Source organism: Streptomyces sp. Isolate_45 (assembly GCF_024721315.2).
Lineage (GTDB): Bacteria > Actinomycetota > Actinomycetes > Streptomycetales > Streptomycetaceae > Streptomyces.
This window is the reverse complement of the sequence record NZ_JANFAK020000165.1, coordinates 1-16,849: the sequence shown is the minus strand read 5'-3', so window position 1 is coordinate 16,849 and position 16,849 is coordinate 1. Positions and strand designations below refer to the sequence as shown.

General features: G+C 74.5%; 13 protein-coding genes and 2 pseudogenes. 6 read left to right on the top strand and 9 right to left on the bottom strand.

Annotated elements, in window-relative coordinates:
- The first annotated feature begins 129 nt into the window (after nt 1–129).
- A complete protein-coding gene (locus NOD94_RS34025; RefSeq protein ID WP_281210055.1) occupies nt 130–549 on the top strand; it encodes a hypothetical protein in 420 nt (139 codons plus the stop codon).
- A 219-nt stretch (nt 550–768) separates the two neighbouring features.
- On the opposite strand, the gene NOD94_RS34020 is transcribed toward NOD94_RS34025, so the two are convergent.
- On the bottom strand, nt 769–1,887 hold the full coding sequence (locus NOD94_RS34020) for a DUF3533 domain-containing protein (RefSeq protein ID WP_281210054.1): 1,119 nt from the start codon (nt 1,885–1,887) through the stop codon (nt 769–771).
- Nucleotides 1,888–2,046: 159 nt separating this feature from the next.
- Between NOD94_RS34020 and dnaE the strand changes: the two genes are divergently transcribed.
- Both dnaE and NOD94_RS34010 read left to right on the top strand, forming a co-directional pair.
- On the top strand, nt 2,047–5,640 hold the full coding sequence (gene dnaE / locus NOD94_RS34015; protein WP_281210053.1) for a DNA polymerase III subunit alpha: 3,594 nt from the start codon (nt 2,047–2,049) through the stop codon (nt 5,638–5,640).
- On the top strand, nt 5,637–6,638 hold the full coding sequence (locus NOD94_RS34010; RefSeq protein WP_281210052.1) for a hypothetical protein: 1,002 nt from the start codon (nt 5,637–5,639) through the stop codon (nt 6,636–6,638). Before dnaE ends, NOD94_RS34010 begins: the two co-directional genes overlap by 4 nt.
- 1 nt (nt 6,639) lies before the next feature.
- Here the strand turns inward: NOD94_RS34010 and NOD94_RS34005 are convergent, their stop codons facing one another.
- Nucleotides 6,640–7,746, bottom strand: coding sequence for an acyl-CoA dehydrogenase family protein (locus tag NOD94_RS34005; protein ID WP_281210051.1), 1,107 nt, complete (start codon nt 7,744–7,746; stop codon nt 6,640–6,642).
- 206 nt (nt 7,747–7,952) lie between these two features.
- Here NOD94_RS34005 and NOD94_RS34000 point away from each other — a divergent pair, with 206 nt between their 5' ends.
- Nucleotides 7,953–8,813, top strand: coding sequence for an alpha/beta fold hydrolase (locus NOD94_RS34000; protein WP_281210050.1), 861 nt, complete (start codon nt 7,953–7,955; stop codon nt 8,811–8,813).
- Nucleotides 8,814–8,908: 95 nt separating this feature from the next.
- Here the strand turns inward: NOD94_RS34000 and NOD94_RS33995 are convergent, their stop codons facing one another.
- The 5 genes and pseudogenes from NOD94_RS33995 to NOD94_RS33975 all read right to left on the bottom strand — a co-directional run bounded on the left by NOD94_RS33995 (nt 8,909) and on the right by NOD94_RS33975 (nt 13,429).
- A complete protein-coding gene (locus tag NOD94_RS33995; protein WP_281210049.1) occupies nt 8,909–10,021 on the bottom strand; it encodes a lytic polysaccharide monooxygenase in 1,113 nt (370 codons plus the stop codon).
- A 345-nt stretch (nt 10,022–10,366) separates the two neighbouring features.
- Nucleotides 10,367–10,624, bottom strand: a pseudogene (locus NOD94_RS33990) (glutaredoxin domain-containing protein); the annotation flags it as partial.
- A gap of 17 nt (nt 10,625–10,641) precedes the next feature.
- The gene (locus NOD94_RS33985; RefSeq protein WP_281210048.1) at nt 10,642–11,889 is read right to left on the bottom strand and encodes a serine hydrolase domain-containing protein; all 1,248 of its coding nucleotides are present in this window, start codon (nt 11,887–11,889) and stop codon (nt 10,642–10,644) included.
- A 98-nt stretch (nt 11,890–11,987) separates the two neighbouring features.
- Complete coding sequence (locus NOD94_RS33980; RefSeq protein ID WP_281210057.1) at nt 11,988–12,491, bottom strand: DUF402 domain-containing protein; 504 nt, start codon at nt 12,489–12,491, stop codon at nt 11,988–11,990.
- On the bottom strand, nt 12,491–13,429 hold the full coding sequence (locus tag NOD94_RS33975; protein WP_281210047.1) for a GNAT family N-acetyltransferase: 939 nt from the start codon (nt 13,427–13,429) through the stop codon (nt 12,491–12,493). Before NOD94_RS33975 ends, NOD94_RS33980 begins: the two co-directional genes overlap by 1 nt.
- 71 nt (nt 13,430–13,500) lie before the next feature.
- Here NOD94_RS33975 and NOD94_RS33970 point away from each other — a divergent pair, with 71 nt between their 5' ends.
- Nucleotides 13,501–13,890, top strand: coding sequence for a GntR family transcriptional regulator (locus NOD94_RS33970; protein ID WP_281210046.1), 390 nt, complete (start codon nt 13,501–13,503; stop codon nt 13,888–13,890).
- Nucleotides 13,891–13,977: 87 nt separating this feature from the next.
- On the opposite strand, the gene NOD94_RS33965 is transcribed toward NOD94_RS33970, so the two are convergent.
- Nucleotides 13,978–15,075: a DUF5925 domain-containing protein gene (locus NOD94_RS33965; RefSeq protein ID WP_281210045.1), complete on the bottom strand. Its 1,098-nt coding sequence runs from the start codon at nt 15,073–15,075 to the stop codon at nt 13,978–13,980.
- A 205-nt stretch (nt 15,076–15,280) separates the two neighbouring features.
- Between NOD94_RS33965 and NOD94_RS33960 the strand changes: the two genes are divergently transcribed.
- Complete coding sequence (locus NOD94_RS33960; RefSeq protein WP_281210056.1) at nt 15,281–16,084, top strand: SGNH/GDSL hydrolase family protein; 804 nt, start codon at nt 15,281–15,283, stop codon at nt 16,082–16,084.
- Nucleotides 16,085–16,101: 17 nt separating this feature from the next.
- Here the strand turns inward: NOD94_RS33960 and NOD94_RS33955 are convergent.
- A pseudogene (locus NOD94_RS33955) lies at nt 16,102–16,849 on the bottom strand (hypothetical protein); the annotation flags it as partial.

Genomic DNA, 16,849 nt, shown 5'->3' with positions numbered 1-16,849 from the left:
GCCGGGGGGCGCCGGGGGGGGGGGGGGGGGGGGGGGGGGGGCGCCCCCCCCCCCCCCCCCCCCCCCCGCCCCCCCGGGGCGCGGGGGCCCCCCCCCCCCCCCCCCCCCCCCTCTTCGGGGGTGGGGGCGATGGAAACACTGATCGAGGCGGCGCTGATCGTGCTGCTCGTGGCGCCGGCGGGGTGGCCGGCGCGCCGGACGGTGGCCCGCCGGGCCGAGGCGCGGACGACGTCCGCCGCCGACGGCGCGGTCGTGCCGATCCCCTGCCGGGCGCGGTGGCGACAGGGCGTCCGGCGACGGGTCTTCGGGTACGGGAAGCCCGGCCCCGGCGCGGACGGCACGGGCGCGGTCTTCAAGGCCCCGCTGCGCAGGGTCGTCGTGCTGCCCCGCGGCGGCCGGGCCGCCGTCCGGACCGGCCTGCGTCCGGGCATGCGCGTGCTGGAGTACCGGGCCCCCGACGGCCTGCGCGTCGACTTCCAGGTGTACGACGCCGAAGTCGACCGCGCCGCCCGCATCCTGCGGATCCCGGACCCGGCCGACTTCCGCTGACCGGGGCGGCCGGGCACGGCTCACGCCCCGGAGTGCTCCTCGGGGGCCGGGGAGCGGCCATCGGCGGCACCTGGCGGCCCCGGGTACTCGCCGTGACCTGCCCGGCGAGCGGGTACGTCGCCCCGAGCGCGGCCGGCCGCGCCCGGGCGCCCGGCTCCATCCGCTTGACGGGGACGGTCTGCTCGGCCGGGCCCTGACGGTCGCGGAAGACCGGGGTGTTCAGCGCCCCGGGGTTCCGTCGTCGGCGAACCGGGCGACGGCGGGGGAGTCGTCGGGGAGTCCGCTGCCCACGGCGGCTCCCGGCCTGCCCTTGCGGAAGACGGCGCAGGCGATCGTGACGGCCGCGCCGGCCACCGCCCAGGCCGCCAGCACCAGCATCGGGGTGCCCGCGCCGTTGCCCTTGAAGTAGGCGATGGAACGCGCGGCGTAGGTGCCCGCGCCCGGGGGCAGGGCCGGGCCGATGGTGCTCCAGAACGGCGGGAGCAGCGGGTACGGGTAGGCGCCGCCCGCGCTCGGATTGCCGAGCACGACCACCAGCAGGATCGCCAGGCCGATGCCGACGACTCCCGCCAGCCCCTGGAAGGCCAGGGTGATCGCGCCGACCGTGAAGACGACCAGGGTGCCGAGGCCCCACAGGCTCATGAGGGAGCCGGGCAGCGCGTCCAGGACCGGGCCCGCGATCACCGCGCCGAGCAATCCGGCGACGATCGCGTACGCGAGCAGCGCGCCGAGCCGGATGACCGCGCGGGCGGAGTTGGCGGGCCGGGCCCCGGCGCTGATCGCGAGGATCGCGGCGCACAGGTACCCGCCGACGCACCAGCCGACGACGAGGTAGAAGGAGCTCAGGCCGCGTCCGTCACCCGCGGCGGACGGGGCCACGTCGGTGACCCGGACGGTGCGGCCCTGGCTCTTCTCGGCGAGGCGGACGACCTCCTCGATGGCCTGGGAGAGGGCGGCTCCGGCGCCGCCCGCGACGAGCAGCCGGTCGGTGGTGCCCTCGGGGTCGACGACCAGGGCGCCGTCCACGTCGCGGTTCTGGATCAGTCGGACGGCGTCCACCTCGTTCGTGGCCACCCGGGTGTCGAGCGGCTTCCCGGGCAGCCCGTCGAGCTGTTGCGCGGTCCGCTGGGCGAGCGGCGCGGAGGGGGCGGCCACGGCGATCGGGATCCCGCTGGGTTTCGGGTGGTGGAAGGCCCCGATGTAGGAGGTGATGAAGGCCAGCTGGAGGGCCAGTACGCCCAGGACCAGCAGGGCGGCCCGGGTGGTCACGGCGTCCTTGATCTCGGCGAGGAAGCTGCCGGGCGGACCCGGGTCGGTGCTCTGGGTGGGCTGGGTCATGCCTCCCACGCTCGGCGTGGCGGGGGCGCGGCGCAGCAGGGGAGGACCGAACGGATGATCGAACAAGTGTTTCGCACGGATATTCGAATTGCTCTATGGTGGAGAGCGGGGGACAGACCGAAGGAGCCGGGGGGCAACGAAGGAAGCAGGAGGCCGCGGGTGCCCGGTTTTACGCATCTGCACACCGTCTCGGGGTTCTCCACGCGCTACGGGGCCTCCCACCCGGAGCGACTGGCGGAACGCGCCGTCGAGCGGGGCATGGACGCCCTCGCCCTGACCGACCGGGACACCCTCGCGGGCGCGGTGCGGTTCGCGAAGGCCGCGGCCGGAGCCGGCGTCCGGCCCCTGTTCGGTGTGGACCTGGCGGTGGCCCCCGCGGCGTCGGCCGCCGGCGCGTCCTGCGCTTCCTCGGCGCTCGCGCCGTCCGGGTCGTCTCCGTCGTCCGCGTCGTCCGTCGTTCCGGTGGGCGGGGCCTCGTACCGGCGGCGCGTCCCGGTCAAGGGCGGGGCCTTCGTGGACGAGTCCGCCGCCCGCGCCGTCTTCCTGGCCCGGGACGGGGCCACCGGCTGGGCCGAGCTGTGCCGGATGGTCACCGCGGCGCACCGCGACGCCGATCCGGGTGCGACCGCCGCCGTGGGCCTCGGGGGTGATGGTGGCGACGGCGCCGGTGGGGCCGACGGGGGCGCCGGAGTCCGCGTCCGCACCGGAACGCCGTTGCTGCCCTGGGAGGCCCTGCGCGGCGACGGGGTGTTCGTCCTGCTCGGTCCCGGCTCCGAAGTCGGCCGGGCCCTCGCGGCGGGCCGCCCCGACCGCGCCGCCCGGCTGCTCGCGCCCTGGCGGGAGGTCTACGGGGACTCCCTGCGCCTGGAGGCCGTCCACCACGGCCGCACCGGCACCGGCCCCGGCTCGCTGCGGCTGGCCGCCCGTACGGTCGGCTTCGCCGCGCAGCAGGGCGTCCCGGCCGTGCTCACCAACGCCGTCCGGTACGCCGACCCGGGCCAGGGCCCGGTCGCCGACGTCCTCGACTCGGCCCGCCGGCTCGTCCCCGTCGACCCCCGGGGCCCCCTCGACACCGGCGAACGCTGGCTCAAGGCCCCCGCCGCCATGGCCGAGGCCGCCGACCGGATCGCCGAGGCCGCCGGGCTGCGCCCCGCCGACGCCCGGCGCCTGCTCGCCCGTACCCGGGAGACCGCCGAGGCCTGCTCCGTCGACCCCGAGGACGACCTCGGCATCGGCTCCGTGCACTTCCCCGAGGCCCACCTCGTCGGCGCCGCCCACCGCACCGCGCAGCGGGTCCTCGCCTCCCGCGCCGCGGCCGGCATGGTGCTGCGCGGCCACGCCGGCGACCGCGCGTACTGGGACCGGATGCACGAGGAGCTCGACGTCATCGCCCACCACGGCTACGCCTCGTACTTCCTGACGGTCGCCCAGGTCGTGGACGACGTACGGGACATGGGCATCCGGGTGGCGGCCCGCGGCTCCGGCGCCGGCTCCCTGGTCAACCACCTCATCGGCATCGCGCACGCCGACCCCGTCGAGCACGGCCTGCTGATGGAACGCTTCCTCTCCAAGCGCCGCCGCGTCCTGCCCGACATCGACATCGACGTGGAGTCCGCCCGCCGCCTGGAGGTCTACCGCCGGATCATCGCCCGCTTCGGCACCGAACGCGTCGCCACCGTCTCCATGCCCGAGACCTACCGGGTCCGGCACGCCATCCGCGACGTCGGAGCCGCCCTGTCCATGGACCCGGCCGCCGTCGACCGGCTCGCCAAGTCCTTCCCGCACATCCGGGCCCGCGACGCCCGCGCCGCCCTGGAGGAACTGCCCGAACTGCGGTCCGTACGGGGGGAGTCGTACGGTCGGCTCTGGGACCTCGTCGAGGCGCTGGACGCGCTGCCGCGCGGCACCGCCATGCACCCGTGCGGGGTGCTCCTCTCCGACGCCTCGCTGCTCGCCCGCACCCCGGTCGTCCCGACCAGCGGGGAGGGCTTCCCCATGTCCCAGTTCGACAAGGAGGACGTGGAGGACCTCGGCCTGCTCAAACTCGACGTGCTGGGTGTCCGCATGCAGTCCGCGATGGCGCACGCGGTCGCGGAACTGCGACGGGAGACCGGTCGGGAACTCGACCTGGACGATCCGGCGCAGCTGCCGCCCGGCGACCCGGCGACGTACGAGCTGATCCGCTCCGCCGAGACGCTGGGCTGCTTCCAGATCGAGTCACCGGGCCAGCGCGACCTGGTGGGGCGGCTCCAACCCGCCGACTTCCACGACCTCGTGGTCGACATCTCGCTGTTCCGGCCCGGCCCGGTCGCCGCCGACATGGTGCGGCCCTTCATCGAGGCCCGGCACGGGCGGGCCCCCGCCCGCTTCCCCCACCCGGACCTGGCCGACGCGCTGCGGGAGACGTACGGGGTGGTCGTCTTCCACGAGCAGATCATCGAGATCGTGCACGTCATGACCGGCTGCGGCCGCGACGAGGCGGACCGCGTCCGGCGCGGGCTGTCCGACCCCGGCTCGCAGGCCCGGATCAAGGTCTGGTTCGCGGCGGCGGCCGCCGGGCGCGGCTACTCGCCCGAGGTGATCGCCCGCACCTGGGAGATCGTCGAGGCCTTCGGCAGCTACGGCTTCTGCAAGGCGCACGCGGTGGCCTTCGCCGTACCCACCTACCAGTCGGCCTGGCTCAAGACCCACCACCCGGCGGCCTTCTACGCCGGACTGCTGACCCACGACCCGGGCATGTACCCCAAGCGGCTGCTGCTGGCCGACGCCCGGCGCAGGGGAGTGCCCGTGCTCCCGCTCGACGTGAACCGGTCGGCGGCCGCCCATCGAATCGAACTGGTGTCCGGTCCGCCGGAGCGTTGGGGGCTCCGGCTCGCCCTCTCCGACGTCCACGGCATCAGCGGGGCCGAGGTCGGGCGCATCGAGGCCGGCCGGCCCTACTCCTCCCTGCGCGACTTCTGGGACCGCGCCCGCCCCGGCCGTCCCGTCGCCGAACGCCTCGCCCAGGTGGGCGCCCTGGACTGCTTCGGCACGAACCGCCGTGACCTGCTGCTGCACTTGACGGAACTGCACGGCGCCCAGCGCGCCCAGCGCACCACCGGTACCCAACTCCCCCTGGGAGGAGGCAGGTCCACCGCCCGGGTCGGCCTGCCCGACCTCACCGACGCCGAACGGCTCAGCGCGGAACTCGGCATCCTCGGCATGGACGCCTCGCGCCACCTCATGGGCGACCACCACGCCTTCCTCGCCGAACTCGGCGTCACCCCGGCCCGCCGCCTCCGGGACACCGACCACGGCCGGACCGTCCTGGTCGCCGGTGCCAAGGCCGCCACCCAGACCCCGCCGATCCGCTCCGGCCGCCGCGTCATCTTCACCACCCTCGACGACGGCACCGGCCTGGTCGACCTCGCCTTCTTCGACGACAGCCAGGAAGCCTGCGCGCACACCGTCTTCCACTCCTTCCTGCTCCTCGTACGAGGAGTCGTGCAGCGGCGCGGACCGCAGAGCCTCAGCGTGGTCGGAGCGGCCGCCTGGGACCTCGCCGCCCTCGCCGAACTGCGCGGCCGCGGCGGCCTGGAAGCCGTCACCGCCCGGCTCACCGAACCCCTGACCCGGGGCCCCGGCGACTCCGGCCGCCGCATCCACCTCCCGACCGGCTACGAGATGAACCCGTGGGCCGACCTCCGGCCCCCCGGCGAGGGCGCCGCGACCGGCCGCAAGCTGTGGCACTCCAGCCCGGGGAGCGCAGGATGACCGCGATCCTGCACGTCCGCTGCGCACCCGGGCTCCCCGAGCGGGGCTACCGCGACGTCCTCGACCTGCTCCGCGAGTTCTCCCCCCTCGTGCAGGCACTGCCACCACGCGCCGCCCTCGTCCAGGCACGCGGCGCCCAGCGGTACTTCGCCGCCGACGCCACCCGCATCGCCGAAGTCGTCCGGCTCCGCGCCGTGGCCCGGCTGGGCACCGACGTGCGCATCGGCGTCTCCGCCACCTGGGCCGTCGCCGCCACGGCCTCCGCGCGGGTCCCCGGACCCGGCGGGATCCTCGCCGTGCCCGAGGCCGAGGTCGCCGCGTTCCTCGAACCCCTCCCCGTGGAAGCACTGCACGGACTCGGGGCCCGGCAGGCCGAAGCGCTCCGCGGGTACGGACTGCACACGGTCGGAGCGCTCACCCGGGTACCGTCCGGAGTCCTCGAACGGATCCTCGGCAAACGGGCCGGCCGCACGGTGGCCGAACGCTCCCGCGGCATCGACCCCCGCCCCGTCACCCCGCGGGACCTGCCCGCCTCCGCCGCCGTCCGCACCCGCTTCACCCGCCAGGAACTCGACGGCCCCCACGCCCGGGCCGCCCTGCTCGCCCTCGTGGTCCGGCTCGGCGCCACCCTGCGCGAACGCCACCAGGCCGCCCGGTCCCTGGCCCTGACCCTCCACTTCGCGGACGGCACCCGCTGGGAGAAGTCCCGACGGCTCACCGAACCCTCCGCGCACGAGGAGGACCTGCGCACCCTCGCGTACCGCCTGATGTGCGCGGCGGGACTCCAGCGGGCCCGGCTGACCGGCATGACGCTCCGCGCCGAGGACCTCACCGGCGCGGCCGGGGTCACCCGGCAGCTCTCCATGGACCCCGTCCGTGAATCACGCCTCACCGTCGAGGCCGCCGTCGACCGGGCCAACGCCCGCTTCGGTCCGGGCACGGTCAGGCCGGCGGCCACCTTCCTGGCGGGTCACACCGCCGGGGCGGTCGCGGCCTGACTCACAGGTCTTCGAGCATCAGCCGGGCCGTTTCCGTACGCAGGGAGGTGGTCTGGGCCTGGATCAGGTGGAACTGGGCCTCCCGGGAGAGGCGGCCCGCGGTGTGTCCGTACTGGATCGCGCGGCCGCCCGCCACGGCCACGCAGGTCGCGGCGGCCCGCACGGCCAGGTCCAGCGAGGCCGCCCGCAGGGCGAGGCGCTCCGCCGTTCCCTCACCCGGCGCGAGCTCGTCCCGCAGCCCGTACGCCCGCGCCCGCAGCCCGGCCGCCCGCCGGGCGACCCGCAGGCCGAGGTCCTCGTACGGGGGCGACGCGAGCAGGAAGTCGGCCGTGGCACGCAATTGGCCGAAGATCGCGGGCTGGGCGTCGGCGTTCTCCAGGTCGTACGCCCGGATCCAATCGGCCCGCGGCTCGCGGCCCAGCACCCGGGCATCGGGCACGTGCACGTCGCGCAGCTCCACGGAAGCCGTGTGCGTACCGCCCATCGCCCACAGCGGGGCCCCCGCGACGGCGGTCATGCCCCCGTCCGGAACGCGGTCGACCAGTGCCAGGACCACCTCGTCGGAGGTGGTGACGGCCCCGACGAACAGGGAATCGGCCAGTTCCCAGCCGGTCACCCACGGCGCCCGGCCGGACAGCCGCCACCCGCCCGGCACCCGTTCGGCGGTGACGGGCGGGCGCGGGTGCCGCAGGAAGGCGAAGCCGGCCGTCGCCCGCCGCGCGCCGCAGGCCAGCGCGGGCAGCCATTCCTCGCGCAGCGCGGCGCCCACCGGGCCGTCGGCCGCGAGCAACGCCTTGGCCAACGGAACGTGCTGGGTCCACACGAACCACGTCGACGGATCCACCGCCGCCAGCACCTCGTGCACCTCCCGGGCCACCTGACGCGGCGTGAGCCCGCCCTCCGGCGCCGGTTCGTATCCGATCAGCCCGTACGCGCCGCAGTCGGTCAGCGCCTCCAGGTGCGCGGCGGGCACCCCCTCCTCGGCCGTCCGCTCCGCCTCGGGCCGCAGGACGTGCACCGCGGCCTCCGTGACGGCCGCGACGAGCGGATCGGCCGCCAGGCCCGGAGGAGCGGCGAGTTCGGTACCGGCGCCAGGGGCCCTCTGCATGGCCGTGCTCACCTCAACCGGGGGTTCGGGGGCGTCCATTGTTCACGAGCGGTGCTGGAGAAGGGCTCGACACGCGATTTTTTACCGACGCGTAACTTCCCTGTCTTGCTACTCGCCCGTAATTTAGCGGCAGCAGCCCCACCTTGTGATCCGGATCACGGGACGAACCCCCACGCATTCCCCTTGACCCGCAAGGAGATCACACGATGCTGCCCTGGAGACGCCTGCTCCGCCCGCTGGCCGTCCTCACCCTCGCCGCCGCCGCCCTCGTCGCCCCCACCGGCACGGCACAGGCCGCGACCACCACCAGCAGCGGCTGGAACAACTGGTCCTGCAAACCGTCCGCCGCGCACCCCCGCCCCGTCGTCCTCGTCCACGGCACCCTCGGCAACTCCGTCGACAACTGGCTCGGGTTCGCGCCGTACCTCGTCCACCGCGGGTACTGCGTCTACTCCCTGGACTACGGGCAGCTCCCCGGCGTGCCCTTCTTCCACGGCCTCGGCCCCATCGACAAGTCGGCCGGCCAGCTCGACGTCTTCGTCGACAAGGTCCTCGCCGCCACCGGCGCCCCCAAGGCCGACATCGTCGGCCACTCCCAGGGCGGCATGATGCCGCGCCACTACCTGAAGTTCCTCGGCGGCGCCGCCAAGGTCAACGCGCTCGTCGGCATCGCCCCCGACAACCACGGCACGACCCTCCTCGGCCTCACCAAACTCCTCCCGTACTTCCCCGGAGCCGAGGACCTGATCAGCACCGCGACCCCGGGCCTCGCCGACCAGATCGCCGGGTCCCCCTTCCTCACCCGGCTCAACGCGGGCGGCGACACCGTCCCCGGGGTCAAGTACACCGTGATCTCCACCCGGTACGACCAGGTCGTCACCCCGTACCGGAGCCAGTTCCTCGACGGGCCGAACGTCCGCAACGTCGTGCTCCAGGACCTGTGCGCCCTGGACTTCTCCGAGCACGTCACCATCGCCCTGACCGACCGGCTCACCTGGCACGAGGCGCTGAACGCCCTCGACCCGGCCAACGCCGAACGGACCACCTGCGCGTCGGTCTTCGACTGACGCGCAGATGGTCCGCGGCGGGAGGGCGCCGTTGGGGCGGCGCCGTGGATCGTGACACCCGGGTCGGGGCCCTCGGCCCCGACCCGGGTTCGGTTCTAGCGGCCGTGACGGCCGGCGGTCGCCCGGCGGCGGGCCAGGCCGAACAGCACGGCCGCGCCGGCGGCCAGCACGCCCGCACCGGCGATCGCGATCGTCGGAGTGGTGCCGCTGCCGCCGGTCTCCGCGAGGTTGTCGCCCTTGACGGCCACCGGCGTCGAGGACGCGAGCGGCGCGGGGCCGCCGGCGTGACCGTTCGTCTTCGGGTCGTCGTCCCCGTGACCGTTGTGCTCCACCGAGGACTTGGCCGCGCCGTCCGCGATCTGCTGGTCCGTCGGCGCCTGGGGCTTGGGGCCCTCCCCGCCGGCGGCGGGCGTGCCGGCGCCGGCGGGCGTGCCGGCGCCGGTCGTGGCGGGGGCCGAGGTGCCCGTGCCCGGCTTGGAGCTCGGCTTCGTGCCCGTCGGCACGCTCGCCGAGGCGCTCGGCTTGCCGCTGGGCGCGGGCGCGGTCGCACCGCCGCCCGCGGAGCCGCCGTTGTCCTTGCCGAAGACGACGTCCGAGCAGGTGTAGAACGCCTCCGGGCTGTCCGAGCGCTGCCAGACGCTGTACACGAGGTGACGGCCGGTCTTCTTCGGGACCGTCCCGCTGAACACGTAGTCGCCGCTCTGCATCCCCGGGTCGGTGACCTTCGCGAACGGCGCCGCCTCCAGGTCGGACCACTTCAGCGGCTTCGTCGGGTCGTATCCGTCCTTCGTCACGTACAGCTCGAAGGAACCCTTGTGCGGGGCCGTGCCCTTGTAGCGGAAGGTGTGCGCGCCCGCCGTCATCGGGCTCGCCGGCCAGTCGGCGCGGGGCAGGTCCAGGCCCTTGTACTTGGCGTTGCCCGCCGAGCACAGTTGCCCGTCCGGGATCAGGGACTTGCTCTGCCCGGCGGCGTTGGCGATGTTCACCGCGTTCCAGTCGTAGAACGCCTGCGCCCCACTCGCCGCGACGGCCGCCTTGCACGCCGCTGACTTCGGGGACTCCGGCCCCTCCGCGTAGCACGCAGCCACCCGGCTCACCGGGTCCGTCATCGAACCGTGGGCCGCCGCCGGCACGGTGGCGTACGCGGCCACCGCGAGCGGGGCGAGACCGGCGACGGCGATCCGGGTGGCGGTGCGGCGTACGGGCATGGGGGAACTCCTTCGGGCACGGGACAGGGTGCGCCAGCGGACCCGGACTGCGCGGCGCCGCCCCGAATCGGGGCCCGGCGCCGTTCCCGGCCCTCCCTGGCCCCGCCAAGCTAGCCCGCCGAAACGCCCGTTCCGCCCCCTCGGACCCACCGAAGCCGATCCTTAGGCTCCACTTAAGGAAGGGGTAAGCGAGGGCTCAGGTAGCGGGGGCGTCGAGCCCTCCCATGCCTCGGGATCCGGCTCCCGAGTGCCCATGTCGGTCCAGGTGGAACCAACCCGTGTCGTCGGTGGTGGCTCCCGGACCGGCTCCCCGCCATGTTCCCGGGCCGCGCGCCCACTGCTCGATCACGCGGAAGGGGAGACCTGTTCGCGCACCCACTCGGGATCGGGGTTGGTGTGTGGCCGGCCCGCCACGACGACGGTCGGCACGGTCTCGTTGCCGTTGTTGGCCGCCCTCACCGCTTCCGCCGCTGCCGGGTCCCGCCAGATGTTGACCCAGTGCAGCCGGCGGGCGTCGCGGCCCAGCCGGATGCGCAGCCGTACGCAGTACGCGCAGCCAGGCCGCCAGAAGACGACAGGTCGGCCATCGACCGCGCTGCGGCGCGTCCGACCGCGCGACGTCAGCGGCTCTGGGGGGCCACGGGTTCGTGGCCCGGGTAGACGTGGGCGGGGGTGACGATGCCGGTGACGGCCTCGCCGAAGAGGGTGCTGGGCTCCTGGCCGTCGTGGAGGTCGTCCGTGTTGAGGAGGATGACCATGGTGGCCTGCGCCTCGGGCAGGTATACCGGGAGGACCTCGTAGCCGGGTATCGAGCCGTTGTGGCCGATCCAGCCCTGGATGTTGAAGATGCCCAGGCCGTAGCCGTCGCCCGGGATGTTCATCGGGGTGGTCCTCAGTCGCTCGGCCTGCGTCGCGGGCTTCAGCAGCGTGCCGGTGGCGAGCGTGCGGGCCCAACTGCGCAGGTCGTCCAGGTCGGAGGCCATCGCGCCGGCGGCCCACGCCCAGGAGGGGTTCCAGCCGGTCGCGTCCACGGTGCTGCCCGAGGGCGTCTGGTCGGTGTAGCCGTGCGCGTACGGGACCGGCAGCGCCGCGTTCGTGGGGAAGACCGTGCTGCGGAGTCCGGCCGGTTCGATGACGTCCCGCTCGATGATCTCGTTCAGCGGCCGGCCGGTCACCTTCTCCAGCACCAGACCGAGGAGGATCAGGTTGGTGTTGGAGTAGTCGAACCGTGCGCCCGGCGCGAACTGCACGGGGTGCTTGAAGGAGTAGTCGAGCAACCGGCGTGGGGAGATGGGCTTTTCCGGCGCGGATTCGAGCCGCTTGATGAAGTCCGCGTCCAGACTGTAGTTGAAGAGCCCGCTGCGCATGCCCGCCAGTTCGCGCAGGGTGATGCGGTCCCCGTTCGGGACGCCCTCGACGTACTTGCCGATGGGGTCGTCCAGGCCGACCTCGCCCCGGTCGACCAGCCGCAGGAGGGCGGTGACCGTGAACGTCTTCGTCTCACTGCCGATGCGGACGTGCAGCCCGGTCGTCATGGGCGCGCTCGTCGCCTTGTCCGCCACGCCGAAGGTCCTGACGTAGCTCCCCTTGCCGGGCGCCCACAGCCCCACGATCGCGCCCGGCACCCCCGTCTCGCGCATGACCCGGCGCAAGGCGGCGTCCAGACGCGCCGCGACGGCCGGCGTGAGCTGCGGGAAGTCGTCGTCGGCGCCCGGCGAAGGGGCGGCGGGGGTGGCGGCCGAGGCGGCGGCGGGCGGCGTCCCGGCCGGTGCGCCGTGGGCGGGTCCCGCGAGTGCCGGGGCGGCGAGCAGGCCCGCGGCGGCGGCGGTCGCGCAGGCTCGGCGGAGCCGGATGTGGGCTGGCGTCACGGCAGTCTCCGGTCGTCCGGGAACCAGGCGAACCACCTCAGCGTAGGCCCGCCCCACCCCGGTCGCGCGGTGAGCCGTCCGGGCCCGGCCGCGGGGGCCTACGGGAGGAGCGGGGCGAGGCCCTCGGGGGCCTTGGCCCGCTCCTCCAGCGCGTCGAGGGCCCGCACCGCCCGGGCGGCCGCCTCGGGGTCGCGCGTCCGCAGGCCGCTCGCCTCGAACTCGTCCTCGTCCAGCCGCAGCACCGACGCCCCGTCCGCGGACACCCAGAGGTCGAGGTCCAGGTCCTCGACCACGATCTCGCCCGCGCCTTCGTCCTCGCCCTCGCGGACCACCGCCGGGCGCGTGATGTCGCAGTACCAACCCTTGAGGACGCCCTCGCCCGTCCACACCTCCTTCACCGCGTACCAGCGCGTCCGCCAGAAGTGCTCGACGAACACGTCTCCGGGTTCGAAGCGCACGAAGCCGAAGTCCTTGACGGCCTCGGCCGCCCACGGGGCGCGTACGGAGATCCGGTCGCCGTCGTCGGCGACCTCCGTCGCCGGATAGCGGATCTTGGTGCGGCCCGCCTTGGTCAGGGTGACGGTCCATCGGGGGGTGTTCATCATGCGGCTCCCGCCTTCTTCGTGTATCGCGTCTCCGACGCGCAGATCTCGTACCCGAACCACCTGTTGATGGCGAGCATCGGTTCGTTCCCGCTGTCGTTGCCGGTGAACGCCTCCCGGTAGCCCGCGGCGCGGGCCCGGTGCAGGGAGTCGGTCTTGGCGAGCTTGGCCAGTCCCCGGCCGCGGAAGGCGCGCAGGGTGCCGGTCATCGCCGAGCCGTAGCGGGTGGCCCCGTCGGTCCGCGCCGCCGAGAAGGCCGCCACGACCCCGTCGACGAGGACGGCCGTGGTCAGCTCGTGGTCGAGGCCCGGGTCGAGCCAGACGTCGTTCAGCCAGTCCTCGTAGTCGTCCAACCCGACCGGTACGTCACCCGGCTCGTCGGCCGTCGCCTCGGCGTCGGCCCGGTACAGCGGACGCGGATCCGAGGCGAAGGCGCTGCCCGGGCGAAGCTCGACCCCGGCGGGCAGTTCCGCGGGCAGCGGCGGCAGGGTGCCGGCCGTCAGGTCCAGGCGCAGGAAGTGCGCCGAACGGCTCGGTCGGTACCCGCGCCGCTCCGCGAACGCCCGGTGCTCCGGCTCGTCCAGCACCCAGGTGTACGTGTCCACCACGTCCAGGGCCGCCAGATGCTCCTCGGCCGCCCGAACGAGCAGGCCACCGGCGCCCAGGCCGCGGTGCTCGGGGTCGACGTACGCGTTGAAGTACGCCTGTCCGGGCTCCGTTCCCCGGTGGGCCACGCCCACCGAGACGGTGCCGACGGGGAGTCCCCCGGTCTCGGCGAGCAGGACGCGGTAGTGGCCGTCGGGGTGCGCGGAGGTGAGCTCGTGGGCCACGCCCGCCGCGGTGGTGATGAGGAAGGGGAGTGCGGAACGGCGTACCCGTACGACGGATTCGGCGTCGGCGACGTCGCCCGCACGCAGGTCGCGGATCGTGGGGATCATGCGGCCGACGCTACGTCCGCGAGGGTGGGGGCCGCCTCCGAATTACCCGGCGGTGGGGGAGAATCGGCCGGGTGACCCCGACGAACCTGAAGATCACCCTTGACGGCGGGGCGGGCTCGCCCGCCCCCTACGAGCAGCTGCGCGCGCAGATCGCCGACCGGGCCCGGTCCGGGAAGCTGCCGGCCGGCTTCAAGCTGCCCACCGTACGGGGGCTGGCGGAGGAGCTGGGACTGGCCGCCAACACCGTCGCGAAGGCGTATCGCGCCCTGGAGGCCGACGGGGTCATCGAGACGCGGGGCCGCAACGGCACCTTCGTCGCGGCGGCCGGGGAAGGCGCCGCCCGCGAGGCCGCCGGGGCCGCGCAGGCCTACGCGGAACGGGCCCACCGGCTGGGCCTGACCCGGGAACAGGCCCTGGAGGCGGCCACGGAGGCCCTCCGGGCCCGGTACGCGCAGCAGTAGCAGCAGCCGTAGCAGCCGTCGTAGCGGCCGGACCCGGGCCCTCGGGGGCCCCGGGCCGAGCGGGTCGGTGGCCCGGCCCCCGCCGGGTCAGAGGTAGAGGCCCGCTTCCCTCTCGTGGGACTGCGCCGGCAGGACGGCGGCCGGGCCCGTGCCGCGCCGGAGGGCGAAGAGCTCGGCCAGGGTGGCGCCCTCGCGGGACACGCCCTCGTCCGTGCCGAGCCACTCCACGGCCTCCCCGTGGGTCAGCCGGCCCACCTCGATGCGGGCCAGGCAGCGACCCGGCCGGACCACCGCCGGGTGGAGCCGCTCCAGGTCCTCGTTGGTGGTGACGCCGACCAGGACGTTGCGGCCCTGCCCCAGCAGACCGTCCGTCAGGTTCAGCAGCCGTGACAGCGCCTGGCCGGCGGTGTGCCGGGCCTCGCCGCGGATCAGCTCGTCGCAGTCCTCCAGCAGCAGCAGCCGCCAGCGGCCCTTCGCCGTGCCCTCGTCCTCGCCGATCGCGATGTCCATCAGGTAGCCGACGTCGTTGAACAGCCGCTCCGGGTCCAGGACGCAGTCCACCTGGCACCAGTCCCGCCAGGACCGGGCCAGCGTGCGCAGCGCGGAGGTCTTGCCGGTGCCGGGCGGCCCGTGCAGCAGGAGCAGCCGCCCGGCGATGTCGTCCGGGGTGACCTTCATCAGCCGGTCCATCGCCCCGGCCACCGGAGCCGTGTAGTTGGGGCGGACCTCGTCCCAGGTCCCCGCGGAGATCTGCCGGGTCGTGCGGTAGGGGCCGCGGCGCGGGGAGACGTACCAGAAGCCCATGGTGACGTTCTCCGGCTGCGGTTCGGGCTCGTCCTGCGCCCCGTCCGTGGCCTCGCCGAGGACCCGTTCCGCCACCTCGTCGCTGACCGCCGTCACGGTCACGTCGGCGCCCCGGCTCCAGCGGGAGACCAGCAGCGTCCAGCCCTCGCCCTCGGCGAGGGTCGCGCTGCGGTCGGTGTCGCGGGCCGAGCGCAGGACGGTCGCCCGCGGTGGCAGCAGCGTCGCCTCCGCCTTCACCCGTTCGATCGACACGCTTTGCGAGTAGGGCTGTTCGCCGGACGCGAAGCGGCCCAGGAACAACGCGTCGACTACGTCCGACGGCGAATCGCTGTCGTCGACATTGAGCCGGATCGGCAGCGCGTCATGCGGGTCTGCTGGCATGGCGCCCATGATCCGGCACGAACTGGCCTCCTGCACCTGTGTTTCGCCGGAACGAGTGCCCGAATTCCCTCTTCAAACGCATCGGGGGTGAAGATTCCGGCCGGTTCCCACCCCGAACATTCTTGGCATGAACACTTACAGAAAGCCCCGGCTCCTTGTACCACGGACTCAGGAGTAACCCCCACAAGGAGCCGCACACATGAGCATGAGAATGTCGCGCTTCGCAGCACTCGCCTCCTCCCTGGTCCTCGCCGCGGGCGCCGCCCTGTTCGGCGCCGGCCAGGCGGCCGCCGCCCAGGCCGACTTCGGATACGTCGCCCTCGGCGACTCGTACTCCTCCGGCGTCGGCGCCGGCAACTACGACAGCGGGAGCGGCAACTGCAAGCGCACCAGCCGGGCCTACCCGGCCCTGTGGGCCGCCGCCCACTCCCCGCAGACCTTCTCCTTCACCGCGTGCTCGGGCGCCCGTACCGGTGACGTCCTCGCCAACCAGCTCGCACCGCTCAACTCCGGTACAGACCTCGTCAGCATCACGATCGGAGGCAACGACGCCGGTTTCGCCGACGTCATGACGACGTGTGTGCTCCAGTCCGAGTCCACCTGCGTCAACCGCGTCAACCAGGCCAAGGGGTACGTCGACTCCACCCTCCCCGGTCAACTCGACCAGGTCTACGAATCCATCCGCGGCCGCGCGTCCGGCGCCAAGGTGGTGGTCATCGGCTATCCCCGCTTCTACAAGCTGAACGGCACCTGCGTCACCGGCCTCACCGAGGGTGAACGCTCCGCCATCAACGGCGCGGCCGACCACCTCAACGCCGCCATCGCCAAGCGCGCCGCCGACCACGGCTTCACCTACGCCTCGGTCGCCGGCGCCTTCACCGGCCACGAGATCTGCTCCGGCAGCGCGTGGCTGCACAGCCTCAACTGGCTCAACATCGGCGAGTCGTACCACCCCACGGCCGCCGGACAGTCCGGGGGCTACCTGCCCGTCTTCTCCTCCAAGGCCTGACGCCCGCGGGCCGATCCTCAGGCGGCGAGCTCCGGATCCGGCGCCCCGGAGGGCGTCGGATCCGGTGACGCCGACGGGTCCGGCGTCCCGGAGGCGGAGGGAGATCCGTCCGTCGGGGTCGGCGTCGGGGTCGGGTCGGCCGTCGGGGTGGGCGTCGGCGTCGGGGAGGGCGCCGCGCAGGCCACCGAGAACGCCAGCCACGCCGACTCCGTCCGCACCGGCCGGCGCACCTCGATCCGCACCGCGTCGTCCAGGACCGCCCCCGCCCGGTACCCGGTCGCCGTGTGGAACAGCTGGCGGGTCCTGGGCCCGCCCTCCTCGTACGCGAGGCTCTGCCACTCCCCGCCCGGGGCCGACCCGCCGCGCGTGGCCCAGCGGTACTCCAGCACGGCGGGGGTACGGGCCACTTCGAGGGTGGCGGTGAAGGCGGGCGCGCCCACCGCGGGTGGCGGGCAGCTCCCGGCGTAGGTCGCGCGCAGGGTGTGCGCGTACACCGTGACGGCCTTCTCGGGCGTCCCCGAGGAGGCCGGGGCGGAGGTCCCGGCGGACGGGGGCGCGGAGGTCGGCGCCGACGCCGAGGGGGTCACCGCCCCCGCGCCCCGGCCGTCGTCACCGCCCGGCGTATCCCTCAGCAGTAGCCACCCCAGCACCCCCAGGGCGACGAGCATCACCACGATGCCGAGGGTCAGCACCACCCCCGCGTTCCCTTCCCGCGGGGCCGGCCCGCCGCCGGGACCGGGCCCGCTCGCGCCGGCCGGCCCGGGC

What these genes read in the sequence shown, in the direction of transcription:
- NOD94_RS34025 (WP_281210055.1), top strand. Translation starts at nt 130, where the DNA reads ATGGAAACACTGATCGAGGCGGCGCTGATCGTGCTGCTCGTGGCGCCG.
- NOD94_RS33980 (WP_281210057.1), bottom strand. Translation starts at nt 12,491, where the DNA reads ATGAACACCCCCCGATGGACCGTCACCCTGACCAAGGCGGGCCGCACC.
- NOD94_RS34000 (WP_281210050.1), top strand. Translation starts at nt 7,953, where the DNA reads ATGCTGCCCTGGAGACGCCTGCTCCGCCCGCTGGCCGTCCTCACCCTC.
- NOD94_RS33995 (WP_281210049.1), bottom strand. Translation starts at nt 10,021, where the DNA reads ATGCCCGTACGCCGCACCGCCACCCGGATCGCCGTCGCCGGTCTCGCC.
- NOD94_RS33965 (WP_281210045.1), bottom strand. Translation starts at nt 15,075, where the DNA reads ATGCCAGCAGACCCGCATGACGCGCTGCCGATCCGGCTCAATGTCGAC.
- NOD94_RS34020 (WP_281210054.1), bottom strand. Translation starts at nt 1,887, where the DNA reads ATGACCCAGCCCACCCAGAGCACCGACCCGGGTCCGCCCGGCAGCTTC.
- NOD94_RS33975 (WP_281210047.1), bottom strand. Translation starts at nt 13,429, where the DNA reads ATGATCCCCACGATCCGCGACCTGCGTGCGGGCGACGTCGCCGACGCC.
- NOD94_RS33960 (WP_281210056.1), top strand. Translation starts at nt 15,281, where the DNA reads ATGAGAATGTCGCGCTTCGCAGCACTCGCCTCCTCCCTGGTCCTCGCC.
- NOD94_RS34005 (WP_281210051.1), bottom strand. Translation starts at nt 7,746, where the DNA reads ATGCAGAGGGCCCCTGGCGCCGGTACCGAACTCGCCGCTCCTCCGGGC.
- NOD94_RS34010 (WP_281210052.1), top strand. Translation starts at nt 5,637, where the DNA reads ATGACCGCGATCCTGCACGTCCGCTGCGCACCCGGGCTCCCCGAGCGG.